The sequence below is a fragment of the Bradyrhizobium sp. B025 genome (assembly GCF_042257955.1).
In the GTDB taxonomy this organism is placed as follows: domain Bacteria; phylum Pseudomonadota; class Alphaproteobacteria; order Rhizobiales; family Xanthobacteraceae; genus Bradyrhizobium; species Bradyrhizobium diazoefficiens.
Genome location: NZ_CP170150.1, coordinates 6,487,190 through 6,513,191 on the forward strand (window position 1 = coordinate 6,487,190; position 26,002 = coordinate 6,513,191).

26 protein-coding genes are annotated in these 26,002 nt (G+C 65.3%); 16 read left to right on the plus strand and 10 right to left on the minus strand.

What is annotated here, in order from left to right:
- Positions 1-131: 131 nt before the first annotated feature.
- The 4 genes from ACE10W_RS30530 (at position 132) to ACE10W_RS30545 (ending at position 3,984) form a co-directional block, all read left to right on the plus strand.
- The gene (locus ACE10W_RS30530) at positions 132-650 is read left to right on the plus strand and encodes a DUF962 domain-containing protein (protein WP_028176215.1); all 519 of its coding nucleotides are present in this window, start codon (positions 132-134) and stop codon (positions 648-650) included.
- Between the two features lie 29 nt (positions 651-679).
- Positions 680-1,711 (plus strand): NAD-dependent epimerase/dehydratase family protein, encoded by a 1,032-nt coding sequence (locus ACE10W_RS30535; protein ID WP_375762288.1) that lies wholly within the window; start codon positions 680-682, stop codon positions 1,709-1,711.
- A gap of 27 nt (positions 1,712-1,738) precedes the next feature.
- Positions 1,739-2,365, plus strand: a complete 627-nt coding sequence (locus ACE10W_RS30540) for a methyltransferase family protein (RefSeq protein ID WP_375762289.1) — start codon at positions 1,739-1,741, stop codon at positions 2,363-2,365.
- 314 nt (positions 2,366-2,679) lie between these two features.
- Complete coding sequence (locus tag ACE10W_RS30545; RefSeq protein ID WP_028176216.1) at positions 2,680-3,984, plus strand: sorbosone dehydrogenase family protein; 1,305 nt, start codon at positions 2,680-2,682, stop codon at positions 3,982-3,984.
- Positions 3,985-3,988: 4 nt separating this feature from the next.
- On the opposite strand, the gene ACE10W_RS30550 is transcribed toward ACE10W_RS30545, so the two are convergent.
- A complete protein-coding gene (locus tag ACE10W_RS30550; RefSeq protein WP_028176217.1) occupies positions 3,989-4,813 on the minus strand; it encodes an aspartate dehydrogenase in 825 nt (274 codons plus the stop codon).
- A gap of 38 nt (positions 4,814-4,851) precedes the next feature.
- On the minus strand, positions 4,852-5,769 hold the full coding sequence (locus ACE10W_RS30555; RefSeq protein ID WP_375762290.1) for a LysR substrate-binding domain-containing protein: 918 nt from the start codon (positions 5,767-5,769) through the stop codon (positions 4,852-4,854).
- A 156-nt stretch (positions 5,770-5,925) separates the two neighbouring features.
- Between ACE10W_RS30555 and ACE10W_RS30560 the strand changes: the two genes are divergently transcribed.
- The 5 genes from ACE10W_RS30560 to ACE10W_RS30580 all read left to right on the plus strand — a co-directional run bounded on the left by ACE10W_RS30560 (position 5,926) and on the right by ACE10W_RS30580 (position 9,769).
- A complete protein-coding gene (locus tag ACE10W_RS30560; protein WP_375762291.1) occupies positions 5,926-7,224 on the plus strand; it encodes an MFS transporter in 1,299 nt (432 codons plus the stop codon).
- Between the two features lie 21 nt (positions 7,225-7,245).
- Positions 7,246-8,319 (plus strand): tartrate dehydrogenase, encoded by a 1,074-nt coding sequence (locus ACE10W_RS30565; RefSeq protein ID WP_028176220.1) that lies wholly within the window; start codon positions 7,246-7,248, stop codon positions 8,317-8,319.
- A gap of 284 nt (positions 8,320-8,603) precedes the next feature.
- Positions 8,604-9,059 (plus strand): Hsp20 family protein, encoded by a 456-nt coding sequence (locus ACE10W_RS30570; protein ID WP_060908592.1) that lies wholly within the window; start codon positions 8,604-8,606, stop codon positions 9,057-9,059.
- A gap of 119 nt (positions 9,060-9,178) precedes the next feature.
- Entirely contained in the window at positions 9,179-9,496 is a 318-nt protein-coding gene (locus ACE10W_RS30575) for a hypothetical protein (protein WP_161533711.1), read from the plus strand.
- A gap of 30 nt (positions 9,497-9,526) precedes the next feature.
- Complete coding sequence (locus ACE10W_RS30580; protein ID WP_051000309.1) at positions 9,527-9,769, plus strand: hypothetical protein; 243 nt, start codon at positions 9,527-9,529, stop codon at positions 9,767-9,769.
- Positions 9,770-10,109: 340 nt separating this feature from the next.
- Here ACE10W_RS30580 and ACE10W_RS30585 read toward each other — a convergent pair whose 3' ends face one another.
- The gene (locus ACE10W_RS30585; RefSeq protein ID WP_375762292.1) at positions 10,110-11,048 is read right to left on the minus strand and encodes a LysM peptidoglycan-binding domain-containing protein; all 939 of its coding nucleotides are present in this window, start codon (positions 11,046-11,048) and stop codon (positions 10,110-10,112) included.
- 180 nt (positions 11,049-11,228) lie between these two features.
- Positions 11,229-11,849, minus strand: a complete 621-nt coding sequence (locus tag ACE10W_RS30590) for a CGNR zinc finger domain-containing protein (protein ID WP_375762293.1) — start codon at positions 11,847-11,849, stop codon at positions 11,229-11,231.
- Positions 11,850-11,979: 130 nt separating this feature from the next.
- Between ACE10W_RS30590 and ACE10W_RS30595 the strand changes: the two genes are divergently transcribed.
- On the plus strand, positions 11,980-12,831 hold the full coding sequence (locus tag ACE10W_RS30595) for an alpha/beta fold hydrolase (protein WP_161533708.1): 852 nt from the start codon (positions 11,980-11,982) through the stop codon (positions 12,829-12,831).
- Between the two features lie 121 nt (positions 12,832-12,952).
- Here ACE10W_RS30595 and ACE10W_RS30600 read toward each other — a convergent pair whose 3' ends face one another.
- Positions 12,953-13,672, minus strand: coding sequence for a hypothetical protein (locus ACE10W_RS30600; protein ID WP_161533707.1), 720 nt, complete (start codon positions 13,670-13,672; stop codon positions 12,953-12,955).
- Between the two features lie 287 nt (positions 13,673-13,959).
- Here ACE10W_RS30600 and ACE10W_RS30605 point away from each other — a divergent pair, with 287 nt between their 5' ends.
- Together ACE10W_RS30605 and ACE10W_RS30610 are read left to right on the plus strand one after the other, a co-directional pair.
- On the plus strand, positions 13,960-14,883 hold the full coding sequence (locus tag ACE10W_RS30605; protein ID WP_028176227.1) for an ABC transporter ATP-binding protein: 924 nt from the start codon (positions 13,960-13,962) through the stop codon (positions 14,881-14,883).
- Positions 14,880-15,641, plus strand: coding sequence for an ABC transporter permease (locus tag ACE10W_RS30610; protein WP_011089319.1), 762 nt, complete (start codon positions 14,880-14,882; stop codon positions 15,639-15,641). The genes ACE10W_RS30605 and ACE10W_RS30610 overlap by 4 nt, the downstream gene beginning before the upstream one ends.
- A 113-nt stretch (positions 15,642-15,754) precedes the next feature.
- Here ACE10W_RS30610 and ACE10W_RS30615 read toward each other — a convergent pair whose 3' ends face one another.
- Entirely contained in the window at positions 15,755-16,078 is a 324-nt protein-coding gene (locus ACE10W_RS30615; RefSeq protein ID WP_375762294.1) for a hypothetical protein, read from the minus strand.
- Between the two features lie 327 nt (positions 16,079-16,405).
- Here ACE10W_RS30615 and ACE10W_RS30620 point away from each other — a divergent pair, with 327 nt between their 5' ends.
- A complete protein-coding gene (locus tag ACE10W_RS30620) occupies positions 16,406-17,185 on the plus strand; it encodes a L,D-transpeptidase (RefSeq protein WP_375762295.1) in 780 nt (259 codons plus the stop codon).
- A 17-nt stretch (positions 17,186-17,202) separates the two neighbouring features.
- Here the strand turns inward: ACE10W_RS30620 and ACE10W_RS30625 are convergent, their stop codons facing one another.
- Positions 17,203-18,465, minus strand: coding sequence for a hypothetical protein (locus ACE10W_RS30625; RefSeq protein WP_375762296.1), 1,263 nt, complete (start codon positions 18,463-18,465; stop codon positions 17,203-17,205).
- A gap of 156 nt (positions 18,466-18,621) precedes the next feature.
- On the opposite strand from ACE10W_RS30625, the gene ACE10W_RS30630 reads away from it, so the two are divergent.
- A complete protein-coding gene (locus ACE10W_RS30630) occupies positions 18,622-19,605 on the plus strand; it encodes a glycerophosphodiester phosphodiesterase (RefSeq protein ID WP_063921532.1) in 984 nt (327 codons plus the stop codon).
- 138 nt (positions 19,606-19,743) lie between these two features.
- On the opposite strand, the gene ACE10W_RS30635 is transcribed toward ACE10W_RS30630, so the two are convergent.
- Positions 19,744-22,023, minus strand: a complete 2,280-nt coding sequence (locus ACE10W_RS30635) for a spermidine synthase (protein WP_375762297.1) — start codon at positions 22,021-22,023, stop codon at positions 19,744-19,746.
- Between the two features lie 318 nt (positions 22,024-22,341).
- Here ACE10W_RS30635 and ACE10W_RS30640 point away from each other — a divergent pair, with 318 nt between their 5' ends.
- Entirely contained in the window at positions 22,342-23,952 is a 1,611-nt protein-coding gene (locus ACE10W_RS30640; RefSeq protein WP_375762298.1) for a phytoene desaturase family protein, read from the plus strand.
- A 287-nt stretch (positions 23,953-24,239) separates the two neighbouring features.
- On the opposite strand, the gene ACE10W_RS30645 is transcribed toward ACE10W_RS30640, so the two are convergent.
- Positions 24,240-24,395, minus strand: coding sequence for a Flp family type IVb pilin (locus ACE10W_RS30645; RefSeq protein ID WP_011089327.1), 156 nt, complete (start codon positions 24,393-24,395; stop codon positions 24,240-24,242).
- A gap of 164 nt (positions 24,396-24,559) precedes the next feature.
- Between ACE10W_RS30645 and ACE10W_RS30650 the strand changes: the two genes are divergently transcribed.
- Positions 24,560-25,447 (plus strand): 50S ribosomal protein L11 methyltransferase, encoded by an 888-nt coding sequence (locus ACE10W_RS30650; RefSeq protein ID WP_011089328.1) that lies wholly within the window; start codon positions 24,560-24,562, stop codon positions 25,445-25,447.
- 233 nt (positions 25,448-25,680) lie between these two features.
- Here the strand turns inward: ACE10W_RS30650 and ACE10W_RS30655 are convergent, their stop codons facing one another.
- Complete coding sequence (locus ACE10W_RS30655; RefSeq protein WP_375762299.1) at positions 25,681-25,860, minus strand: hypothetical protein; 180 nt, start codon at positions 25,858-25,860, stop codon at positions 25,681-25,683.
- Positions 25,861-26,002: the final 142 nt, after the last annotated feature.

Below are 26,002 nucleotides of genomic sequence, written 5' to 3' on the forward strand. Positions count from 1 at the left end.
CCGTTTTGTGACCTGTTTCACAGTGCGACAGCACGGTTTTGCGCGACAATAGTGCCGGTTTGTGCACTGCCCTATCAGGTGCTATAGGCTCTGGTTCGTCCTTCCCCAACCCTGTGCTGCATGAGACCAAGATGGGTGGCTTGTTCCAACGCCAACTTGCCGTTTACGTCGAGTACCATCGCGATCCCCGGAATACGGCGATGCACGTGGTCGGCATCCTCTTGCTGTTCACGGGCGCCGTGCTACCGCTGACGTTGGTGAAGGTGCCGCTGTTCGGAACGGAACTCAGCCTGGCGGTCATCCTGGCATTGCCGGTTCTGATCTATTGGCTGATGCTCGACATGGCGCTCGGGGTCGGCATTCTGGCCGTCTCCGTCGTGCTGTTTTCGATCGCGACGACCATTTCGACGCAAGTCAGCACCATGACGATGTGGGCGATTTTCGCCACGCTGGTCGTGCTCGGCCTCGCCGCGCAGACCATCGGCCACAAGGTTTTTGAGGGGCGCGAAGCCTCGTTATTCACGTTTCCGTCGCATCTTTTGCTGGGACCGATGTTTGTCATGGCAAAATTATTCATTGCACTGGGCTTCCGTCGCGACCTTGCCGCGATTCTGGCGCCTCTTCCGACCAATTCCCTTTCAACCCGATAGCTCTAGAAGCGAAACAGCAAACCTTCTTCATGGCTCTCGTACTGGTTACCGGTGGCAGCGGCTTCATCGGACATCATCTCGTAGAATCGCTCCGCGCCCGTGGGCAGCGGGTGCGTGTTCTCGATGTCCGGCCGCCGGCCGCCGCCAATACCGACGTCGACTATGTTCACGGCTCGGTGCTGGACGGCGCCGCGGTCGATGCCGCGCTGGCCGGCGTCGATCAGGTTTATCACCTCGCCGGCCTGCCCGGCATGTGGGTTGCCAACAAGCAGGACTTTCACGACGTCAATTTCCGCGGCACCGAGGTCGTGCTGGCGGCTGCGATGAAGCGCGGCGTGTCGCGCTTCCTGCATTGCTCGACGGAATCGATCCTGTTCCCCTATGCCGACCTCAACGGCGTTCCCGCCGAAGAGGCGCTCCAGCCGGCCGACGCGATGCCCGGCGCCTATACGCGGTCGAAGTCGCTCGCCGAGCATCACGCCGCGAAGGCCGCGGCCAGTGGCTTTCCGCTCGTGATCGGCACGCCGACCATGCCGATCGGAGCTGCCGACCACAACCTGACGCCGCCGACGGCGATGCTCTGGTACTTCCTCCAGAAGAAGGTGCAGCCGCACCTCAACTTCCTGGTCAATCTCGTCGATGTCCGCGACGTCGCCATGGGCCTCGTGCTGACCATGGAGCGCGGCCGCATCGGCCAGCGCTACATCCTCGGCGGCGACTGCGTCCCGCTCGGCCGCATCCTGCGGATGATGTCGGCGATGAGCGGCCGCCGCCAGTTCCCGATCGTCGTGCCTGGCAAGATCGCTGAGCTCTCCGGCATCATGCTCGAATATCTATCCGACAACTTCACGCGCCGGCCGCCCAACGGCACCGCCGAGGGCGTGCGCATTGCGCTCGCCGCGAGCGATCTCTCGATCGGGAAGGCGCGAACCGAGCTCGGCTACTCGCCGCGCCCGATCGAGCCGGTCCTGCGCGAAACCATCACCCATCTGCTCGCCCGCGGCGGCGTGCAGCCCTCCGGCGCCATCAAGCAACACGCGCTCTCCTCGCGCGCTGGCTAAAGCCGCCGCCTAACGCAAAGAACCTTCATGTCCTTCGATTTCAGCAAGCTTCTCTCTGTCGCCTGGGGTGGCTGGACCACGACCTGGCCGACGCAACTGCTCGCCCTGATCTGGCTCGCCTGGCTCGCCAGCTGGGTCGGCGCCTCGTTCTGGCAGGGCCGCACGCAAAAGCAGGTGATGACCCTGGAGTCCGGCCGCTATCGCATCCCGATTCTGGTCGGCGGCATCCTGTTCACGCCGTGGACCGCCGAAGTGCTCGGTGAGAAGCCGCTCTGGGTGTTCAGCAACACCGGCGTCTACATCGTCGCGCTGATCGTGCTCGCCGGCATCTCCTTCACCTGGTGGGGACGGCTGCATCTCGGAAAATTCTGGTCCAACACCATCACCCACAAGGAAGACCACCGCGTCATCGACACCGGCCCGTACGGCATCGTGCGTCATCCGATCTACACCGGCCTGATCGCCGGCATGCTGGCGACCGGCATCGCGGTCGGGGCGGTGACCGCGATCCTCGGCGCGATCCTGATCTCGCTCGGCATGTGGCAGAAGGGGCGGATGGAAGAGGTGTTCCTGTCGAAGGAGCTTGGCGAGGACGCCTACGGCGCCTATTGCCGCCGCGTGCCGATGATCATCCCGTTCCTGTCGCCGCGGTGACGTAACAAGCCCGCCATATCCTCCGATGTCGTCCTGGCGAAAGCTAGGACGACGTTGAGGAGGCAGCGTGCGCCACTGCATCGGCGCCTGCATCCTTGCCATGCAAATTCGGCGTGCTGCCATCCGCGCCATAAACGTCCCGATCCGGGCCCGCACAGGTTGACCTTTTTACCGCCACCCAGTTGGATGCGCGCGCAATGAGGCACGACGACATCCATGGTTGACCTGGAGAGGTCGACGATCAGGCCTGGGCCCGCGCGGGGCCTGGAGCAATCCGGCGTTGGACTGTGCCGCAGGTTCGACAGGGGCTTCTCATGACCTTTTCCAGCATTTTTGCGCAGTTCGTTGCGCTTCTCGGCGGCATCGCTCTGCAATGGCGGAAGCTGTCCGGCACAGAGCCCGCGCCCGCATGGGGCCAGACGCCCGCCATTCCCGAGGCAAAGCCGCAAGGCGCGATCCCGACGCTGAAGATGCCGACCGCCCGCGGCTGGAGCGAGGGCCAGAAGCCGACCGTCGCGCCCGGGCTCAAGGTCAATGCGTTCGCAACCGGCCTCGACCATCCGCGCTGGATCGAGGTGCTGCCCAATGGCGACGTGCTGATCGCGGAAGCGACCCAGATCGCGGGGCCGCCGCGATCCGTGTTTCACTACGCGATGCAGGCGACGATGCGGCGCGCCGCCGCGCTCGGCGTTTCCGCCAACCGCATCACGCTGCTGCGCGACAAGGACGGCGACGGCGTCGCCGAAGTTCGCGGCGCCTTCATGGAGAACCTCAGCCAGCCGTTCGGCATGGCGCTGGTCGGCGACACCTTCTATGTCGGCAACACCGACGGCGTGATGGCCTTCCCCTATGTCGCAAATGCCGACCGCATCACTGCGCTTGGCAAGCGGCTCACCACGTTCAAGCCGAGCGGCCACTGGACGCGTAGCCTGCTCGCCAGTCCCGACGGCAGGAAGCTCTATGCCGGCGTCGGCTCGCTCAGCAACATCGCCGAGATGGGCATGGAGGTCGAGGAAGGCCGCGCCGCGGTCTATGAGCTCGACCTCGCCGCCGGCACGCATCGCATTTTTGGTGCCGGCCTGCGCAACCCAGTGGGCCTTGCCTGGGAGCCGACGACCGGCGTGCTCTGGACCGTCGTCAACGAGCGCGACGGGCTCGGCGACGAGACGCCGCCGGACTATCTGACCTCGGTGCGCGATGGCGGCTTCTATGGCTGGCCCTATTGCTACTGGGGCAAGACGGTGGACGACCGCGTGCCGCAGGATCCGGCAATGGTCGCCAAGGCGCTCACGCCGGACTATGCGCTCGGCGGCCACACCGCTTCGCTCGGCCTGTGCTGGATGCCCGCAGGCACGCTGCCGGGTTTCCCCGACGGCATGGTGATCGGCCAGCACGGCTCGTGGAATCGCAGCAAGCTCTCCGGCTACAAGCTGGTGTTCATCCCGTTCGAGAACGGCCGCCCGTCCGGCCCCGGTCGCGACATCCTGTCGGGCTTCCTGTCCCCGGACGAGAAGGAATCCTACGGCCGCCCGGTTGGCGTCGTGATCGGCCCCGACAAGAAATCGCTGCTGATGGCCGACGACGTCGGCAACGTGATCTGGCGCGTCACCGGCGCGTAAAGGTTTACGTCCCGACGCACAGTGTGGCGCGCTGCTTGCGCAGCAGCGCGATTACCGACAGCGCGGTGATGATCCCGGTCTTGGGATTTTCGGACGGGATGTTCTCGATCGACATCGAGAAGCGCGCCGAATCCGCCTCGACCTCGATGCGGTGAACGTTGCGCGTGACGGTCGGATCGGCCCAGATCTGCACGGAGGTGCGATCAGGCCCGACACCCGCGAGCGACAGCGCGACCGCGACGTTGAGATTGGCCGGGAAGCCTTTTGCGGCCTCGCGCGCCGTGCCCTCGAACAGCTTGAGCGGCTCCCGCAGCTTGTCGATGTCGATGTTGTTCTGGAGGATGAAGGGCGCGCCCTTCAGCCCGTCGATCGGCTTGCGCGTCACCATCTTCACCGAATGTATGGTGCCGATGGCAGCGGCGTTGACGGCATCGAGCCCGATCAGCGCGCCGGTCGGCACGATGATGCGGCCGCCATTGGCCCGGGCGAGATCGACGAGATCGAAATTGTCGAGCAGCCCGCCGACGCTGACGACGACCGCGGCCTTGCCGCGCTTCACTGCCGGCTCGACGATCGCGCGCAGCTGGCTGCTCGGTGCGCACTCGACCACGATGTCGGCGGCCTCGCCGAGCTGGTCGATCGGCAGAACCTGCGGCGGGCGACGCAGGCCGTTGAGGAATGCCTGATGCTTGGCGGGATCGCGCACGGCGACGGCGGACAGTGTCAGCCCCTCGATGCCCTGATCGAGCGCGGCGGCGATCTTGGTGCCGATCGAGCCCAGGCCCGCGATGGCCACCCGCAATTCGCTCGAAGCTTTCCGATCCGTCATCACCTTCCACCTTCTATCCACGCCAATGTCATAGCCCCTCAGGCCTCGCGCGCATAGCTGCGCAGGCGGGCCTCGAGCACCGCCAGCATCGCATCGCGGGCCGGATCGCGCGAGCCGCGCAGCCAGGCGGCGGCGAGCGGCAGCCGGCCGACCGGGCCGCTCTGCTTCGGCCGGAGCGGCACGAAGCGCACGCCTGATACCGCCATGCGCGTGGTCCAGCGCGGCACGATCGCCACCCCAAGCTTCGTTGCCACCAGATGGATGATGGTCTGCTTCTCGTCGGCGACCTGCACGATGCGCGGCGTCAGGCCGGCCTGCTCGAACAGCTTGATCGTGAGATCGTGGCTGTGCGGCCGCGAGCGGCGGTCCGGCACCAGCATGGCCTCGTCGGCGATCTGCGCCAGCGTGATCGACTTGCGCTCCGCGAGCGCGTGGCGCTGCGGGAACGCCACGATGGCGGTCTCCTGGAGCAGATCGCGGAATTCGAGCCGCTTGTCCGCGCTGTCGGGCGGGCGGACGAAAGCGAGATCGAGCGCGCCGGTCAAAATCTTCGGCAGCAGCCGGACCGTCTTGTCCTCCAGAAGCTGCACCGCGATGTCGGGATGCTTGTCGCGAAAATCGCGCAGCAGCGGCGGCAGCAATCCCGCCGCCGCGCTGTCGATGGCGCCGACCCGCAACCGCCGGGCGGCCCCGGCACGCGAACGGTTGCGCAGATTATTCTCGACCGCCTCGACGCGGGCGAGGATGGCGCGGGCATCGCGCAAAAGCGTCGCACCGTCTTCGGTGAGCGACACCGCGCGCGTGGTCCGCGCGAACAGCCGCGCGCCCAGGTCCTCTTCCAGCAGCCTGATCTGGCGCCCGAGCGCAGACGGCAGCATCTGAAGCTGCTGCGCCGCATGGCCGAAATGCAACTGCTCGGCCGCCGCCACGAAGCATCGAAGCTGATGCAATTCCATCCAGGGTCCTCTCGCCTCTCCTCGCGAGGATTATATCATTTTTTTGTATAAACCAGCGCCAATTGAGTCCCCCTTCTCCTCCCGACTACGCTCGTTGCCGGCATGGACCTCCGGGTCCGCCGACACAACAACAAGCCGGAACTTGAGGAGGCCAGGGTGACGAGCGAGATTCAGACGCGCGTGCTGCGCAAGATCACCTGGCGCATCGTTCCCTTCATCATGCTGCTCTACTTCGTGGCCTTCATCGACCGCGTCAATATCGGCTTCGCCTCGCTGACGATGAACAAGGACATCGGCCTGTCGCCCGCGGTCTACGGCTTCGGCGCCGGCATCTTCTTCTGGGGTTATTTCCTGTTCGAGGTGCCCTCCAACATCATCCTGCACAAGATCGGTGCGCGGATCTGGATCGCGCGGGTGATGATCACCTGGGGCATCGTGTCGGCGGCGATGGCGTTCGTGCAGGGGCCGACCGGCTTCTACATCCTGCGCTTCCTGCTCGGCGTCGCCGAAGCCGGCTTCTTTCCCGGCATCATCCTCTACCTCTCCTACTGGTTCCCGGCGCGCCAGCGCGCCGCGGTGACCGCGCTGTTCATGGCGGCAGCGCCGCTCTCCACCGTGCTGGGCTCGCCGATATCAGGTGCACTGCTGGAGATGGACGGCCTGCTCGGCTTCAAGGGCTGGCAATGGCTGTTCGTGCTGGAGGCGCTGCCGGCCGTGCTGCTCGGCTTCGTCGTGCTCGGCTTCCTGACCGACCGCCCCGAGAAGGCGAAATGGCTCACTGATGACGAGCGCCGCTGGCTGGTCGAGACCATGAACGCGGAGACCACCAGCAAGGCCGCGACCGCGAGCCACAGCATCTGGCGCGGGCTTGCCGATCCGCGCGTGCTGGCGCTGGCGCTGATCTATTTCGGCACCTCGGCCGGCCTCTACACGCTCGGCGTCTGGGCGCCGCAGATCATCAAGCAGTTCGGCCTGTCCTCGCTCCAGGTCGGCTTCCTCAACGCGCTGCCGGCAACCGCCGCGGTCGTCGCCATGATCCTGTGGGCGCGGCATTCGGACCGCACCGGCGAGCGGACCTGGCACGTGGTGTGGGCCTGCCTGCTCGCCGCGGCCGGGCTCGCCTATGCCGGGCTTGCGGCCGGCGTCGTCGCCGTTTTGGTTGCGCTCGCGTTCGTCAACATCGGCATCTCCTCGGCAAAGCCGCCGCTGTGGAGCATGCCGACGCTGTTCCTGTCCGGTCCCGCGGCCGCAGCCGGCATCGCCACCATCAATTCGATCGGCAATCTCGGCGGCTTCGTCGGGCCCGCCATGATCGGCTGGATCAAGGACCAGACAGGCAGCTTCGTCGGCGGGCTCTACTTCGTCGCCGGCCTGCTCGTTCTCTCCGCGGTCCTCACCCTGCTATTGTCGCGCGCGCAGACCGCGCCCGCCGAACCCGTCCCGCAATCCCACTGACATCCCAAACGGAGCATTTTCATGCGCACCCATTCGATCGCAGCCATCCCCGCCGACGGCATCGGCCCCGAGGTCATCTCGGCCGGTGTCCGCGTGCTGGAGGCGCTGGCCAGGCGCAGCGGCGACCTCGCCTTCAACGTCAAGACCTTCGACTGGGGCTCGGACTATTACAAGAAGCACGGCGTGATGATGCCGGCCGACGGCCTCGCGGAGCTGAAGAAGTTCGACGCGATCTATTTCGGCGCGGTCGGCGCCCCCGACGTGCCCGATCACATCACGCTGTGGGGCCTGCGCCTGCCGATCTGTCAGGGCTTTGACCAATACGCCAATGTGCGGCCGACAAAAATCCTGCCGGGCGTCGCCTCGCCGCTGCGCAATGTCGGCGTCGGCGATCTCGACTGGGTGATCGTGCGCGAGAACTCCGAAGGCGAATATGCCGGCATGGGCGGCCGCGCGCACAGGGGCCTGCCGGAAGAGGTCGGCACGGAAGTCGCCGTCTTCACCCGCGTCGGCGTGACGCGGATCATGCGCTACGCATTCCAGCTCGCGCAGTCGCGTCCGCGCAAGTTCCTGACCGTCGTGACCAAGTCGAACGCGCAGCGCCATGGCATGGTGATGTGGGACGAGATCGCGGCCGAGGTCGCCGGCGAATTCCCCGATGTGACCTGGGACAAGATGCTGGTCGACGCCATGACGGTGCGCATGACGCTGCATCCGAAGAGCCTCGACACCATCGTGGCGACCAACCTGCACGCCGACATCCTCTCCGACCTTGCCGGCGCGCTGGCGGGAAGCCTCGGTGTCGCGCCGACCGGCAACATCGATCCGCAGCGCCGCTTCCCCTCGATGTTCGAGCCGATCCACGGCTCGGCCTTCGATATCACCGGCAAGGGCATCGCCAACCCCGTCGCGACCTTCTGGACCGGCGCGCAGATGCTCGAGCATCTCGGCGAGAAGGACGCCGCGTCACGGCTGATGACGGCCGTCGAGCGCGTCTGCGCGGCCGGCGTGCTGACGCCCGATGTCGGCGGCAAGGCGACGACGAAGGAGGTGACCGACGCCGTCATCGACGCGATCCACGGTTCGAACGTGTAGTGGGTTCAGCAACGCCGGCGCGCCGACCATGGTGGGCTCCGACGGCGATGCCGGCGGCGCCCGGCGCCTGACCTTGGTCGCAGGCACGACCCCCTCCCTCCGCGAGGCGCGGGAGGGTCCAAAATTTTTAGCCTCCCTCTTGAAACCAAAACTGTGTTTTTTTATTTTTTCGTTGCCGCCGAGAGGTGGCGTCCCCGACGCCTCATGGGTCGGGAACGACTGAGACGGGCACCGGTCGTGTCCGGTGTCGCTCGTATCCATTTTGCTCCTTGGAGGATTTGGCTATGCGCACTTACGACTTCTCTCCCCTGTGGCGTTCGACCATTGGCTTCGACCGCCTTTTCGACCTCGTTGAAACGGCACAGCGTGCCGGCGAGGATAATTATCCCCCCTACAACATCGAACGCGTCAGCGAGGATCGCTACCAGATTTCGCTCGCGATCGCGGGCTTTTCGCCCGACGAGGTCTCCGTGACTGCCGAGCAGAATGCGGTGATCGTCGAGGGAAACAAGGCGGACAAGGCCGAACGCGAGTATCTCTACCGAGGCATTTCCGCGCGGCCCTTCAAGCGGCAGTTCAACCTGGCCGACTATGTTCAGGTGCAGAGCGCCGCGTTCGAGAACGGTCTGCTCAAGATCGAACTGATCCGGGAGATTCCTGAAGCCATGAAGCCGCGGCGAATTGCCATCAATGGCGCGCCGTCCGGCACCGTGCATCAGATCGAGGGCAAAGCCGCCTGATTTTCGTTTGTCGAGGGCCTGGTGATCCCGCCTGATCGTCGGGCGGGATCGACCGCGGCCTTCGGCCGCGTACCCCAATGCAAACAGAGGTTTTAGCGAAAGGAGAAGGAGGGCCTCTCATGATCGATCATGCTGACAACATCATCGACCTGAACGCAATACTGCACCCCGGCTCTGTCTATGCTCATCCCCGCGACGTCGTCGAGGATCCCGCTCTGTCGATCGGCGAGAAGCGAGCGATCCTCGCGTCCTGGGCTTCAGACGCCGCCAGCGTTGCCTCAAACCCGGCGCTGAGAGAACTGCCGGGCTCGGACAAGCCCGTCACCATCGACGAGATTCTGGACGCGCTCGCGATGCTGGACCACCATCCAAAGGGTCCTCCGGGCGGCAAGCCGGTCCGCACGCGGTCCATCTTGCGAACCGGTCTCGCAGCCTAGGCAGCGGCCGCTCAACGGGGGATTGCGATGATGATGATTGATGAAGAGCTGGCCTTGTTGCGCGCACACCGCAACAACATCGGCCGTTACCAACGATTGCTCAAGACCGAACTGACGGAGGTCGAGCGGCGGTTCATTGAAAGGCGCCTGTCCGAGGAGCGTTCCGCGATCGAAAAGCTTGCGGCCTCTGCGTTTCCCCTCACCCTTCGAGCTCCAAAGAGGGCGATCGGGAAGGCAACCATGCTCATGACGCAAGCTGACACGGCGAATTGAAATGTCCGATAACCTCCCGACCTTCGAAATGTTCTTGAGGAGATACGGCCGAAGGACATGGCGCTGGCGTGTCTGCACGACCGAAGGACATCTCGTCATGCACGGGTCCGAAAATGGCCGGCCTGCGGCGAAATATGCGGCGGAAAGGGCATTGTTTCTGATGCTTCTCGCCGCGCCCTATCGACCGGCGAGCCAAGCTTCCGCCATGGCTCGCTCGTCCTTGGCGACACCAGCACCAAGATGGCTGCCGCGGCAGCGGTTGCGTGAATGACAAGGCAACACACGGAATGGCGCTCGGCGTCAGGCCACGTCCGTCCCGGCGATCTCCGCTGCTAACCGCTTACCGCCGCGCCGGAGGCGGCGGCGTCGCCAGCGCTGCCGTCGGCTCGGGCGGCGTCAGATGGCGCGGGACGACGATGGACTGGCCGGGCGTGAGGGTCGCGGTCTCCGCAAGCGAGTTGCTCTGCGCGATCGACCACAGCGGCACGCGATTGGCTGCGGCGATGCTCTCCATGGTGTCGCCGCGGCGTACCGGCACCCGCACGCCGGAGTCCCACAATTCCACCAGCGTATTCGCCGGCACGAGATAGCGCAGCGGCACGGCATCGCCCTGGGCCTGCGCGGGAATGCGCGGCAACTGCGTCACCATCTCGACGATCTGGCGATGGATGTCGTCGGACTTCTCGATGTTGATGTGCGAGACGCGGCTGTTCTCCTTGAGATCGTAGCTCGCGTAATGGCCGCGATAGCCGGGCACGGCCACGACATCGCCGCCGCCGAGCACGCTGTCAGACAGGAAGATGTTGATGAAGCGCTCGACATTGAGCGGCACGTCGCCGGTCGCATGGGCGGGATCGATGGCGATGACGAGGCTGATCGGGATGTTCTCCTTGGCCGCCATCTCTGAGATGACGACCGAGCACAGCCCGCCCATGGAGTGACCGATTAGCACGATCGGCGCCGGCGACTCCTTGTAGCTGGAGATGGCACGATCGCCGATCCATCGGCAGATGGTGAATTCGTAGACATCGGCGGAAAAGCCGGCCTTCGTCAGCTTCTCGCCGAGCCGGTCCATGCCGGTCGAGAAGATCGGCCCCATGGCGCCGCGGAACAGGTAGATCTTCGGCGGCGGCAGCGGCTCGGCCGGCGGAGGCGGCGGCGGCGCAGCGGGCGCGGCCGCGGCAGGCTTTGACTTGGCGGGTGAGGCAACGGCCGCACCGGTGCTCAAGGCGAGCAGCGCAACCGCTGCCAGCACGAGGATTCGCCTTGGATCAAGCATCAGTCCAGCAGTCCCACCACGGAAGGCAAACGCCGTCCCCCGGTTGCTTAGTGACCACCGATTGGGTGGAATTTGGGGCACCGAACGCGGTCGCGACACGCGGTCCCCCCATCAGGAGCCCGTGATCTGCCGGACGCGCCCAACAGGCAGCACGAAGCCACCACCCACCCGCCCGCCTCGTCACTGCCTGCTCTTGAGCCGATTGCGGTGTGCGGCCTGCTTGGCGCGGTTGCCGCAGACCGCCATGATGCACCATCGCCGCGCGCGCCTGCGGGTGTGGTCGGCGAACAGCATCGTGCAGTTGTGGCCCTCGCAGGCCTTCACGTCGGAAAAGTCCTCGTCGCAGACGAACGTGGCCAAGGCCTCGCCGACCGGCAGCAGCAGGGATTCGGCCGAGCGCCAGCGCCGCTTCGTTTGCAGCTTCAGAACGCCGCCAACATCACCGTGTCCCGGCTCGATCTGGCGGAATGACTCCTCGCGCTCCAGCAGGCCGTTCAACGGACCGAGTTCGCGCAATGCATCCGCCGTGAGCGGCCGGCCGGCATGCTCCAGAACGAAACCACGAAACCATTCGCGCAGGGCACGCGCCTGATCCGCGACGTCATCCAGCTCACCCGGCGCCACGCGCGCCTTCAGTGCGTGCAGTTCATCCGCCGGCACCAGCTTCGCCCGCTCCAGCCAGTCGATCAGGCCATCGCCATCGTCGATCCAATCGACGGGCGTATCGACCGGCGTCGCCACCGAATTCAGGAAATCAAGGCCAAGCGAGTCGGCGATGAACATGGCGGGTGGGCGGTCCATGAGCGGTCCTTGGCCGGTCTGAAGAGGCAGGGCAGAAGTAACCTGATAAACACCAATTGACAAGTTACTCGCCAACGAAGTAACCATATTAAAGACATTAAACAGGTTACTTGAACGGACAGAGACTGGCATGGCCCCGACCACCTATCGCACCGCAGACGTTGATGGCTTCAAGGTGTTCTATCGGGAGGCCGGCACTGCTGGCGCGCCAAAGCTCCTGCTGCTGCACGGCTTCCCGAGCGCCGGCCACATGTTCCGCGATCTGATCCCGCTGCTCGCGGACAGGTTTCACATCGTGGCACCGGACCTGCCCGGCTTCGGCCAAACTGACATGCCCTCGCGCGAAACCTTCCGCTACACGTTCGACAACATCGCTAAGGTGATCGAACGCTTCACCGAGGTGATCGGCTTCGATCGTTTCGCGGTCTACGTCTTCGACTATGGCGCGCCGACCGGCTTCCGGCTCGCGCTAAATCACCCCGAACGGATCACGGCGATCATCTCGCAGAACGGCAATGCCTATGAGGACGGTCTCAGCGACGGCTGGGCTCCGATAAAGGCCTATTGGCAGGATCCTTCGCCCGCCAACCGTGAGGCGCTGCGCGGCTTGCTCACGCCGGACGCGACGCGTTGGCAGTACACGCACGGTGTCCCCAATCCGTCCCTGGTGTCGCCGGACGGGCAGAACCTCGACAATTTCTACCTGGCTCGACCGGGCTCGGACGACGTGCAACTCGACCTGTTCGGCGACTACAGGAGCAACGTCGCGCTCTATCCGTCATTCCAGGATTATTTCCGCACCTACAAACCACCGTTCCTGGCCGTCTGGGGCAAGAACGATCCGTTCTTCATCCCGCCCGGCGCCGAGGCGTTCGAGCGCGACAATCCCAACGCAGTGGTTCAGTTCTTCGACACCGGACATTTCGCGCTGGAAACGCACGCGAGGGAAATCGCGGAGAGCATTCGCGCGTTCTTGGGATGACGATGTGAGCGCGCAATAACGCGCGTCCGCTCACTTCCGCTCTTCGCGATCTCTGAGCTTGCCGGTCAATGCAGAGAGACAGCTGCGCGGTCGAACAACACGGCTCGCCGCGCAAAGCTCCTCAGTTCCGCGGCGCCGCCGCCGCCGCCGAGCGCGCCTGCCGGGGGGCACCGGGTTCGACCGCAACCGGTGCCGCGGGCGCGCGCGAGCGCATGATCGCGGCGTCGATCTCGGCGATCACGCGGCGCTGGATCGCCTCGTTCTTGTCGATCGAGATGTGGCCGACGCCGGTGCCGCGCACGTCGACATTGTCGAGCTTGCCGCGCAGGCCGGCCGCCGGCCGCACCGGCTCGCCGGGACCATCGCCGATATAGATGTTGATGTAGCGTTCGGCGCCGGTCGAGAGCCTGGTCTTGAACACGGAATCGAGGCCGATCGCGAGCTTCACGGGCACGCCGAGCTGGTTGAGCTTGGCGATCATGTCCGGCAGCGCGGTCGCGCCCGAGGAATGGCCGACCAGGATGATTGTCTTGATGCGGCCGGCCCTGTAGGCGGTCGCAGCTTCATTGGCGAGTGAGGACCAGGAGACGAAGTTCGCGACCGTCACCGGGATGCCCTGCGCCTCGAGCCGGGCGCCGATGGTGTCGAGCCCGAGCGAGAAGATGTTGAGCACGCCACGGAGCAGGTAGACATGCGTGGTCGCGGCCGCGGCCTGGCTCGGCGCCGCCCTTGCGGTGGTCGGGCTCATGGCGACAGCTGACAGCAGGAGCAGGCACATCGCCCACACACGGATGGCGGGCAATTGGCTGGCGCCGGCGGTGTGACGGCCGTTCGGTCTCATCGATGGTTTCCCTGGGGACAATACGCTTTGCGATTGGCCGGAATCGTAGCCACGGCCTGCTCGCAGACGCAACAAAGAGCCGCGTGAGCGACAATCTTAGCAGCAAGCCGTGACCATCGCGCAACACTTGCCCGAAACCTGCCACCGAAGGGCCTGTTTTGAGACCATTTTTCTCCGGCCAATTGCGACCGGGCAATGGCATTCCTATCTCAGGGCACCGCTGACCGGCCCGCCTGGGCGGGTTCCAGCTCCATTCCCCAGCCTTTCCCCTCAGACTTGCGGCCATCATGTCTTCCATCATTTCCGTCGCCAATTTGTCGAAGACCTATGGGTCCGGCTTCAAGGCGCTCAAGAACGTCAATCTGGATATCAAGCGCGGCGAGATCTTCGCCCTGCTCGGGCCGAACGGCGCCGGCAAGACCACGCTGATCTCGATCATCTGCGGCATCGCCAATCCGAGCGAGGGCCGCGTTCTCGTCGGCGGCGAGGACATCCAGACCTCCTACCGCAAGGCGCGCTCGCTGATCGGCCTGGTGCCGCAGGAACTCCACACCGACGCTTTCGAGAGCGTCTGGGCGACCGTGAGCTTCTCCCGCGGCCTGTTCGGCAAGCCGAAGAACCCAGCCCATATCGAGAAGGTGCTCAAGGACCTCTCGCTGTGGGACAAGAAGGACAGCAAGATCATCACACTCTCCGGCGGCATGAAGCGCCGCGTGATGATCGCCAAGGCACTGTCGCACGAGCCGCAGATCCTGTTCCTGGACGAGCCCACCGCCGGCGTCGACGTCGAGCTGCGCAAGGGCATGTGGGAGGTGGTGCGCACGCTCCAGCAGTCCGGCGTCACCATCATCCTCACCACGCACTACATCGAGGAAGCCGAGGAGATGGCCGATCGCATCGGCGTCATCAACAAGGGCGAGATCGTGCTGGTCGAGGACAAGGCGACCTTGATGCAGAAGCTCGGCAAGAAGCGGCTGACGCTGCATTTGCAGAACAAGATCTCCTCGCTGCCGGAGAGCCTTGGCCATTACGAGCTCGACCTCTGCGATTCCGGCGCGACGCTGGTCTACGACTACGACACCAAGGGCGAGCGCACCGGCATCACCAGCCTGCTCAGCGACCTCCGCACCGCCGGCATCCGCTTCAACGATCTCGACACGACGCAATCGTCGCTCGAGGACATCTTCGTCGACCTCGTGAGGACGTCATGAATCACCGCGCCATCCGCGCCATCTATCTGTTCGAAATGGCGCGCACCTGGCGCACGCTGCTGCAAAGCATCGTCTCGCCGGTGGTCTCCACCTCGCTCTATTTCGTGGTGTTCGGCGCCGCGATCGGCTCGCGCATCAGCCAGGTCGAGGGCGTCAGCTACGGCACCTTCATCGTGCCGGGCCTGATCATGCTATCGGTGCTGACGCAGAGCATCGCCAACGCCTCGTTCGGCATCTACTTCCCGAAATTCACCGGCACGATCTACGAGATCCTGTCGGCGCCGATCTCCTATTTCGAGATCGTACTCGGCTATGTCGGCGCCGCCGCGACCAAGTCGATCATCCTCGGCCTGATCATCCTGGCCACCGCCGGGCTCTTCGTTCCATTGCATATCCACCATCCGGTCTGGATGCTGGCCTTCCTGGTGCTGACGGCGGTGACGTTCAGCCTGTTCGGCTTCATCATCGGCATCTGGGCCGACGGGTTCGAGAAGCTGCAGATGATCCCGATGCTGGTGGTGACGCCGCTGACCTTCCTCGGCGGCAGCTTCTATTCCATCGACATGCTGCCACCCACCTGGCGCACGGTGGCGCTGCTCAACCCGGTCGTCTATCTGATCTCCGGCTTCCGCTGGAGCTTCTACGAGATCGCCGATGTGAGTGTGGCCGTCAGCATCTGCATGACGACGGCGTTCCTGGTGATCTGCCTGGTCGCGATCTGGTGGATTTTCCGCACCGGGTACCGGCTGAAGAATTGACCCCTGTCGTCATTCCGGGGCGTGCGAAGCACGAGCCCGGAATCCATTGTGCGACAGAGCTGGTGGATGAATGGATTCCGGGCTCGCGACTTCGTCGCGCCCCGGAATGACAATCACCGATAGCAATGGAAGCGGTGATAGCCGTCATAATACCCGCGGCAGTGAGGGTAGTGACGGTGGGGAATGCCCAGCACGCCCTCGACCGCGCCCACGGCGCCGCCGACACCGGCGCCGACCGCGCCTCCGACCACACCGCCCACCGGGCCGGCAATGCGGTTGCCTTCATGGGCGCCTTCCTGGGCACCGCGCACGATGCCCTGGGCATGGCCGGCTTGCGGCAGCGATAACAGCGCGAGCAGGATGGCGGCGGCTGCGAAAAGCAGGCGGACAGGTAAACTGGCCGACAATTGCGCAGCGGCGATACGGACTTTGTTCATCTTCGATCCCAGGGGAAATACAAGAGGTCAACGGCGGCGAAAACCGCCTGTCAGGTAGGCCATGTTCAACGCCCGGAGCGGCCAAATGGTTGCGCCTTTGTGACGAATTGTCGGCGTCGTGAACGCATCTCCGCTCGCGAAAATGTCAGCATCGCCGCGGGCGGCGCGGCACAAAGCGGCCTTGCTTACATCAGGCATCACGTTAACGATGGCCGGGCCGGCTGCTGGAACGAAAGCCGGATTGCAGGCATAGTGCACGCCGGGGGACGGAGAGCCGCGGCGCTTAGCGTGAACAGGCCGGAGGCCAGAACTCAAATGCGTTTTCAGATGCGTTCGTTTTTCATTACTTTCACCTCCCTGCTGCTTTTGAGCGCGGGCACCGCGCAGGCCAAGGTCGAAATCACCATCGACAAGGACAATCAGCAGATGACCGTCGCCGTCGACGGCGTCGCGCGCTATCACTGGCCGGTGTCGACGGGCATTCCCTCGCGCGAGACGCCGAACGGAGCGTTCCGCACCTTCCGCATGGAAGAGGACCACTACTCCAAGGAATTCGACGACGCGCCGATGCCGCACGCGATCTTCTTCACCAAGGTCGGGCACGCCATCCACGGCACCGACTCGGTCGGCCGGCTCGGCACGCCGGCATCCCATGGCTGCGTGCGGCTGTCGCGCCAGAACGCATCGACGCTCTATGCGCTGGTGCAGCAGCAGGGCGTGCTCAACACCACGGTGACGCTGACCGGCTCGGCGCAGGTGGCGCTGGCGCGCAATCCCCGCGGCCGCACCAACAATGCGGTGGCGCGCGCACCGCAGCCTGCGGAAGAGCAGTACGCCACATCAGGCGATCCCGTGAATCTGACGCCGCCGGCGCAGCCCGCCCGCCGCTACATGCCGCAGGACGACAATTACATCTACCCTGCCGACGGCAGCGACACCGGTGTGCGCTATCCGGCGCCGCGTCCGGCCAGCCGCCCGCTCTATGACGCGCAGGTCTATCAGCAGCAGCCGCAGCAATATTACAATCAGGGCTACGGCCAGCAGGGCTACTATCAGCCACAGCCCCGCCAGTACTACCAGCCGCGCGGCTACTACTATCAGAACTGACGCTACCTGAACTGACGCTATCTGAACGCGGCGTCGCCGCGTTCGACGATCTTTCGCGCAGCATCGACGAAAGCGCGGGCGACCGGCTCGAGGATCTCGGGGCCGGTCGCGCCGAGATCGTCCGACGGCGTGTGGAACGTGCGATGGCGGCCGGCCATGCCGAGGAAATTGGGATAGCCCGCCGCGTGCACGTCGCGCAGCTCGCCGACCGCCTGCTTCTCCGTCACCAGACGTTTTGCCGCGACCCCGGCGAAGGCCTCGTCCGTCAGCGCAACGGCGGATTTGCTCAGCACGAGATAGCGCTCTTCCTCCGGCCGCTCGGTGCGGGCGCCTTCCGCAAAGCCATAGCACGCGTTCGACGAACCGAAATGGATCCACGCCAGCGTGTCCTTCGGCGCCGGCGCGCCGTGCTTCAGGAACAGCTCCATGCCGCCGTGACCGATTTCATGGCCTGCGGTGGCGATGAAGACGAGATGCGCCGGCCATTTTTCGGCAGCGACGGTGCGCGCCAGCGCGAGGAAGTTGGCGATGCCGGGGCCACGCTCGCAGACGCAAGAGTACCAGCCGGTCATCGGCGTCGAGACGACGATGGTCGGCCCGCGGCCGGCGCCGGTCTCGGCGATCACGTTGCGGCCGGCGACATCGCGCTCATAATGCCCTTTGACGTCGAAGGTGACGGGTTCGCCCGAGGCGATTGCGCGCTCGAATGTCGCGCGCGACCTGGCACCGACCACCATCACCGGCACCGGCCAGGGCGCATCCTCCTGCGTGACGTTGTAGGCGAAACGATCGTCCGCGGGATTGCCGATCGTCAGCAGGATGGCCGCCGGCTTCCTCGCCGCCGCTTCCGCGATCGCGGCGCGATGGGCGGGGCCGAGATAGGCGCCGCGATCGAATGGCAGCTCCAGCCAGAGGATCTTGCCGGCAACGTCACCGTCGCGCGCAAGCAGCGCGGACAGATGGAAGCTGGCCTTGTCTTCCGGCGGCCACCAGAATGGCGTCGCCTCGATGCTCGTGCCGCTCGCCTCGGCGCTGGCCTGCTCGACGACATATTGCCGGCCGAGCACGACAGGCTGGATGCTGACCTCGAACCCGGCCTGCTTCATCTCGCCGGCAATCCAGTCCGCCGTCGCGCGGTCGCCGGGCGAGCCGAAGCGGTGCAGGCCGAAGGAGGCGTAGCGCGCGACGTCCGCATAGAGGCTCGCGCCCGAAAGCACATCCTTGGCTGCCGCCTGCCCGACCATGAGAACCGCCATCGTTGCGATGAAGATAAGCCGCATATGAATCGTCCCCGGACCGATCCTTTTTTTGGAGGGCCAGTTTCGGCCTTCCACGGCCTCCGTCAACCGCCTGTCGACCACGGGACTGGACGAAACAAGCGAAGATTTCATATGCTTTCCTTTCCCTTGGTCCTTTCACTTGGGCTGCGAACTGTGATGCCGTCACGTGCCGCGACGATCCTGACCGTGCTCTCGGTTCTCACAGCAGGAGAAGCCATGGCCTTGGATCTCGAGGCGCATCGCGGCGGGCGGGCGCTGCTGCCGGAAAACACCCTGCCGGCCTTCGCCAACGCGCTGTCGATGGGCGTGGACACGCTGGAGCTCGACGTCGGCGTCACCGCCGATGGCGCGGTCATCATCTCGCATGAACGCGGGCTCAATCCCGATCTGGCACGGGATGCGAACGGCGCCTATGTCGCTCCGCCCGGCACGCCCTTCGTACGACTGCGGCTCGAAGAGGTCGGGAGCTATGACGTCGGCCAGCTCCGTCCGGACAGTGCCTACGCCAAGCAATTCCCCGAGCAGCGCGCCGTGCCGGGGACACGCATTCCCACCTTGAGGCAGTTGTTCGCGCTGGTGCGCAAATCCGGCAACGATCGCGTGCGCTTCAACATCGAGACCAAGATCGATCCGAACCATCCGGACGAATCCCTCGACCCGCAAGGTTTTGTCACCAAACTGCTCGGGCTGATCGAGGCCGAGAAGTTTTCCGAGCGCGTCATGATCCAGTCGTTCGACTGGAGGACCCTGCAGCTCGTCCAGCAGCAGGCACCGACCATTCCGACCGTGTACCTGACGCTCCAGCGCGGTTCAGGACAGACCGTGGTGCTGGACAAGGCCACCAACTGGACCGCGGGTTTCAGCCCCGCCGATCACGGCGGCTCGCTGCCGCGAACCATCAAGGCTGCGGGCGGCGCGATCTGGTCGCCCTATTTCGGCGATGTGACTGCGGCCCTCGTCTCGGAGGCTCACGGGCTCGGGCTGCGCGTCGTGGTCTGGACGGTCAACAAGCCCGAGGACATGACGCGCATGATCGAGATCGGCGTCGACGGAATCATCTCGGACCGGCCCGACCTGTTGCGGCAGGTTGCGGGCGAGAAGGGACTTGCGCTGCCGGCGGGAACGCCGGTGGCGCCTTGAGCGGTCTCGTGTCCCGGACGCAGCGCAGCGTGCAACGCTGCTCTGCAGAGCCGGGACCCGGAATGATGGGCCCCGGCTCTGCAGCGCACCGCTGAAGAAGCGCTGCGCTGCGTCCGGGGCACGAGACATCGCAAAAACCTACTCCCCATCCCTCAAGCGCCGATACAGCGCGCCCAAAATGTTGGAATAATCGTCGGTCCAGACCCGCACCCTGTCGTCGGCTTCGGTCTGCTCCCAGACCTTGGACGAGGCGATCTTGCCGACGTCGGCCTCCTCGCGCGCGGAGATGACGACGTCGGTCGAGAAGATGTAGTCGGCATCCCGCCCGGAATCCTCGTTGAAGACCCAGCTCTTGAGATCGTTGGCGTCGGCGATGCCGACCACGACGGTTTCGAGATCGAGATGCCGGTTGGACACGTGCATCACCACGGCGCCGTGCGGAGCGAGCTTGTCCTTGTAGATCTTCATCGCCTCCTCGGTCGCAAGATGGATCGGGATCGCATCCGACGAATAGGCATCGACGATGATCAAGTCATAGGCGCCGTCCGGCTCCTTCGCGAAGGTCAGGCGTGCGTCCCCGATCACCGGCTTCAGGTCCGGCAGGCAGCTCGAGATGTAGCGGAAATTCTTCGGGTCGCGCGCAGCATCCACCATCGACTGGTCGATCTCGAAGAATTTCCAGCTCTCCCCGGGCTCGGCGGCGCAGGCGAGCGTGCCCGATCCGACGCCGATCGCGGCGACCTTCAGCGGCGCGCCCTTGCGCTCGCGGAGCGCGGTGATGGCCTGACCGATGCCGCCGTCCTTGTGATAATAGGTGATCGCCTCGGGCCGCCCGGTGACCGGCGTGCCGTCATTGTTGCGGAAGCGCTCGGCGCCGTGGATCGTGGTGCCGTGCATCAGCACGTGGAAATAGCCGCCGGGCGTCTCCACGATCTTGTGGACGCCGAAGAAGCTGCGCACGGTGGTGACGCGGCCCTCATCCGCCGGATAGACACGGATCAACGCCAGCGCGAGCGCAACCGTGGCAAAGATCTTCCAGCGGCCGGCATTGAGCGCCAATGCCAGCAGCGCGGCGAGCACGCCGACGGAGCCGGCGATCCAGACGCGGTGATCCTCGAACCAGGTCGAAAGGCTGCCTGTGGTGTAGGACGGCGCAACGAGCGCCACCGCGAGCGCGGCGAGCGCCAGCCAGTACCATTTGACGATGCCGGCAAGGCGCTCGTTGGCGGACGGGCGGCACAGCGCCGCGAGCGCGATCAGGATCGGATATTCGGCGATCCATGAGAAGGTGAATGGAGCAACGAGGCCTGCAAAGAGGCCGCCGACCATGCCGCCGAACGACAGCGCGACATAGAAGCCGGTGAGATATTTGGCGGCCGGCCGGGTCCGCGCCAATTCGCCGTGACAGGCCATGGCGATGACGAAGAAGCACAATTGATGACCGCCGAGCGTCAGCAGCAGATTCTGTTCGCCCCCGAAGGCCAGCAGGAAGACCACGCCCGCGATCGCGACCGGCTGGAGCATCAGCATCCATTTGTGCGGCAGCAGCGGCCGCGACTGGAACACCACCACCCAGGTGAGCAAGTACAGCGACAGCGGCAGCACCCACAGCAGCGGCGCCGCCGCGACGTCGGTCGATATATGCGCGGTGACCGCGATGAGCAGGCCCGACGGCACCGCGGCGAGGAAGATCCAGCGCAGCCGCGTCACGAGGCCGGGGGCCGGCGCATTGATCTCCTCGGTCCGCGCATCGACCACCGCCAGTTTTGGCGAGCGCAGCAGCAGCACGCCGCAGGCGGCGATCAGGAGAATCAGGAGGCCATAGCCGCCGGTCCAGAACCGGTTCTGCGTGTGCAGCGTGAACATCGGCTCCAGCAGGAACGGATAGGACAACAGCGCCAGGAAGCTGCCGATGTTGGAGGACGCATAGAGGAAATAGGGATCGTGTCCGGCGGGATGGCCGGTGCGGACGAACCAGGCTTGCAGCAGCGGATTGTTGGCGGCGAGCGCGAAGAACGGCAGCCCGATCGAGACCACGAACAGGCCGAGCAGCCAGACCGCATAGCCCGACGCGGGCGGCTCGCCATAGGCGGTGGCGATGCCGAGCGGCAGCGTGGCGAAGGCCAGGGCCAGCAACACCAGATGCACCACCACCGGAACGATCCGGTTCCGGACCTGCATCAATAGATGCGCATAGGCGTAGCCCGCCAGCAGCAGCGACTGGAAGAACACCATGGCGACCGACCACACCGCCGGCGAGCCGCCCAGACGCGGCAGCACCATCTTCGTGAACAGCGGCTGCACCGAGAACAGCAGCAGCGCGCTGACGAAGATCGCCGCGGTGTAGACCGCCAGCAGCAGCCGGTTGCGCGACGACGACGGCTGCTCCGTGGCGGCGGGTTGCACGATCGAATCCATGAAAGCTCCGGCAAAAGCGTTTTCCGGCGAAGTGGGCACCGGTTCGCGCGAGAAGACGCGTCGGATAGTTCCTCCGGCGGGCGCCGGACGGGGCGCAATGGAGCACAAGGCGCCTGAACGGGCAATAAAGGGGCTCGTGATGTTGCAGCGAGGAATGCTTGATATAGAGATGTCATTCCGGGATGGTCCGAAGGACCAGACCACGGGTGCGCAGTTGCGCACCGGGGAATCTCGAGATTCCGGGTTCGATGCTCCGGGCCGCGCTACGCGGTCCCGTCGCATCGCCCCGGAATGACTGTGGAACATTCAGAAACTCCCATGACCGAAACCGACGTCGTCATCATCGGCGCTGGCCATAACGGCCTCACCTGCGCGGCCTATCTCGCGATGGCGGGGCTGCGCGTGCGCGTGGTCGAGCGTCGCAAGGTGGTCGGCGGGGCGGCGGTCACGGAGGAGTTTCATCCGGGTTTCCGCAATTCTGTCGCAGCCTACACCGTGAGCCTGCTCAATCCGCAGGTGATCCGCGACCTCGGGCTTGCCGAGCAGGGCCTGCGTATCGTCGAACGGCGGGCGCAGAATTTTCTGCCAGCGCCGGACGGCAGCTATCTGCTCACCGGCGAGGGACGGACAAAAGCGTCAGTCGCGCGGCTGAGCGCGCATGATGCGGAGGCACTCGACGGCTTCTCGCGCGAGCTGGAAGACATCGCCGACGTGCTGCGGCAGTTCGTGCTGCGCGCGCCGCCGAACCTGCTCGACGGTTTTGGCACCAACGCGATCCGCGAGGCCGTGAACGCATTGCAGAGCGCCAACATCCTGCGCGGCCTCACGCTGGAGCAAAGCCGCAGCCTGCTCGATCTCTTCACCCGCTCGGCCGGCGAGATGCTTGACGAGCGCTTCGAGCACGATCTGGTCAAGGCGCTGTTCGGCTTCGATGCCATCGTCGGCAATTATGCGAGCCCCTACGCCGCCGGCTCGGCCTATGTGATGCTGCATCACGCCTTCGGCGAGGTGAACGGCAAGAAGGGCGTCTGGGGCCACGCCATCGGCGGCATGGGCGCGATCACCCAGGCGATGGCGCGCGCCGCGCAGGGCCGGGGCGTGGCGATCGACACGGACGCCGGCGTGCGCGAGGTGATCGTCGAACGCGACCGCGCCGTCGGCGTCGTGCTGGACAACGGCGCGACGATCCGGGCGAAATACGTCGCGGCCAACGTCAATCCAAAGCTGCTCTATACGCGGCTGATCGCGGCCGACGCCCTGCCGAAGGACTTCCTCGCCCGCATCCGGCACTGGAAGAACGGCTCCGGCACCTTCCGCATGAACGTGGCGCTGGACCGCCTGCCCTCCTTCACGGCGCTGCCGGATGACGGCGATCACCTCACCTCGGGCATCATCCTGGCGCCGAGCCTCGGCTACATGGACCGGGCCTTTCTCGATGCGCGCGCGCACGGCTGGAGCCGCGAACCCGTGGTCGAGATGCTGATCCCCTCCACGCTCGACGACACGCTGGCGCCCGAAGGCAAGCATGTCGCGAGCCTGTTCTGCCAGCACGTCGCGCCGGAGCTTCCCGACGGCAGATCCTGGGACGACCATCGCGGCGAGGTCGCCGATCTCATGATCGCGACGGTGGACAGCTACGCGCCGGGTTTTGCGTCAAGCGTGCTCGGCCGCCAGATTCTCTCGCCGCTGGATCTCGAACGGCAGTTCGGCCTCCTCGGCGGCGACATCTTCCACGGCGCGCTGACGCTGAACCAGCTGTTCTCGGCACGGCCGATGCTGGGCCATGCCGATTATCGCGGCCCCCTGAAAGGCCTCTATCACTGCGGCTCCGGCGCCCATCCCGGCGGCGGCGTCACCGGCGCCCCCGGCCACAACGCAGCACAAGCGATCCTGCGGGATCACCGGTCGCTGTTCGGAAGCCGTGGATAGGTCTGTGGATAGGCTGTGGACAGGCTGTCGAGAGGTGTGTGCCCGGGAAGAGGATGGCGGCACCGGACCATCGGGACAAGTCTGGGGAAAGGCGGTGGAAAACCGCTGGCCAACGACGGGACGAGCCGGTGGATAACGCTCTGGCAAATGGCGGACAACCCGTGGACACCGGCCGGGAATCGCACGCGGGAAAATGACTTCGCCCGCCAGGAGCAATTCCCGAGCGGGCGCTAGTCAGACATTGCCTACGAAGAAAGGTGCCCCCGCTGGGAAATGGGAGGCGGAAATTACTTCAAGGAGGTGCTAATCGAAGTGAACTTTTCGTTCATCGTGGTGCCCAGGCCGTTCACCACGGTGATGATCGCCAGCGCGATACCGGCCGCGATAAGGCCGTACTCGATTGCGGTCGCACCGGATTCATTGGACCAGAACTTCAAAATCATGCGCGTCAAGACTCGCCTCCATTTCTATTTCAAGCTGCGTTGGTTCGCCCCAACATCCGAAAATCTACGGAGCGCAACCTTCGGACGGGTTAATCCCGGAACCGCAAGTTATGCGGAAAATTGGGAACAAAAGTTCCAAAAATTGAACCTGACGGAACCCTAGCATGCAGCCTTCCCCCACCCATCGCGCCAGCTTTTCGATCGGCAGCGAGGCCGCCGCCCGGCGCGTCGTCGACGTGCTCACCGAGGTGTTTTTCGAAGGCGATGCCGCGGTCGCCGCCTTCGAACGGCCGGACGGACAATGGGACGTCACGCTGCATTTTGCGGATGCGCCGGACCAGGCTTGGCTGCGCGAACTCGTTGTAAATTCAGCAGGAAATGAGATCGCCGACACGCTTGCCTTCGACACAGTCGAAGCCAAGGACTGGGTCAAGGCCAGCCTGGAAGACCTCGTCCCGGTGCCGGCCGGACGCTTCGTCGTGCACGGCAGCCATGACCGCGACCGCGTCGCGCCGAACAAGCTCAAGATCGAGATCGAGGCGGCGCTCGCCTTCGGCACCGGCCATCACGGCACCACGCGCGGCTGTTTACTCCTGCTTGACCATGTCCTGAAGAGTTCCCGCCCGAGCAACGTGCTCGACCTCGGCACCGGAACCGGCGTGCTGGCCATCGCGGCGGCGAAGGCACTGCATCGCGCCGTGCTTGCCTCCGACATCGACCCGCCCTCGGTGCGGGTGGCGGCCGAGAACGGCCGCCTGAACGAAGTCGGTCACCATGTGCGGGTGATCCGCGCCACCGGCTTCGCCGCGCCGGATTTTGCCCGGGCGGGCCCGTTCGACCTGGTGCTGGCCAACATCCTTGCCAATCCGCTGCGGCACCTGGCGAGCCCGATGGCGCGGCACCTGGCGCCCGGCGCGCGCGTCATCCTCTCCGGCCTGCTGACGCACCAGGCCCCCGCCGTGATCGCCGCCTATCGCGCACGCGGCCTCGTGCCGCTGCGGCATTTGCGGATCGAGGGGTGGAGCAGCCTGCTGCTGCGGAAGGTAGGGTAAGCTGATCAAGCATCCGCGACGGCGGTGTGCTCCCTCGCCCCGCTCTTGTCCGCCGAAGCTGTGGCGAAGGCGGATGCGGGGCCGCGACGAGCTTCGCTCGCGCTGAGAGGGTTGGGGTGAGGGGGAGTCTCCACGGGGGCGGTGAGAACTGGACTCGCGGAGAGTCCCCCTCACCCGGATTGCTTCGCAATCCGACCTCTCCCCGCAAGCGGGGCGAGGTGAACAAACACCGCCTACTCCGCCGGCTTCTCGTCCCGGCGCATCGCGCGCTCGCCCTGCAAGGCGCGCCGGGCGCGGCGCTCGGCGAAACGGTCGATCATCTGGCTGATGAGACCGCGCGGCTTCTTCGGTGTGGTTGTGGCCGGGGCCCGGCGGGCCGGCGGCGAAATCTTCTCAAACGTGAACGCTGGCATCGTGTGTCCCCTCGCCGTTGAGTAGAAACACTTGCTCGAATTTCCCTGTTATCCGGACGGAGCTCAAAGGCCGCATCCCTTTACTCCACTCGACTCAAGCGGAACTTTTTCAAGCACAGTCCATGCCAGATGCGCCGCGAAT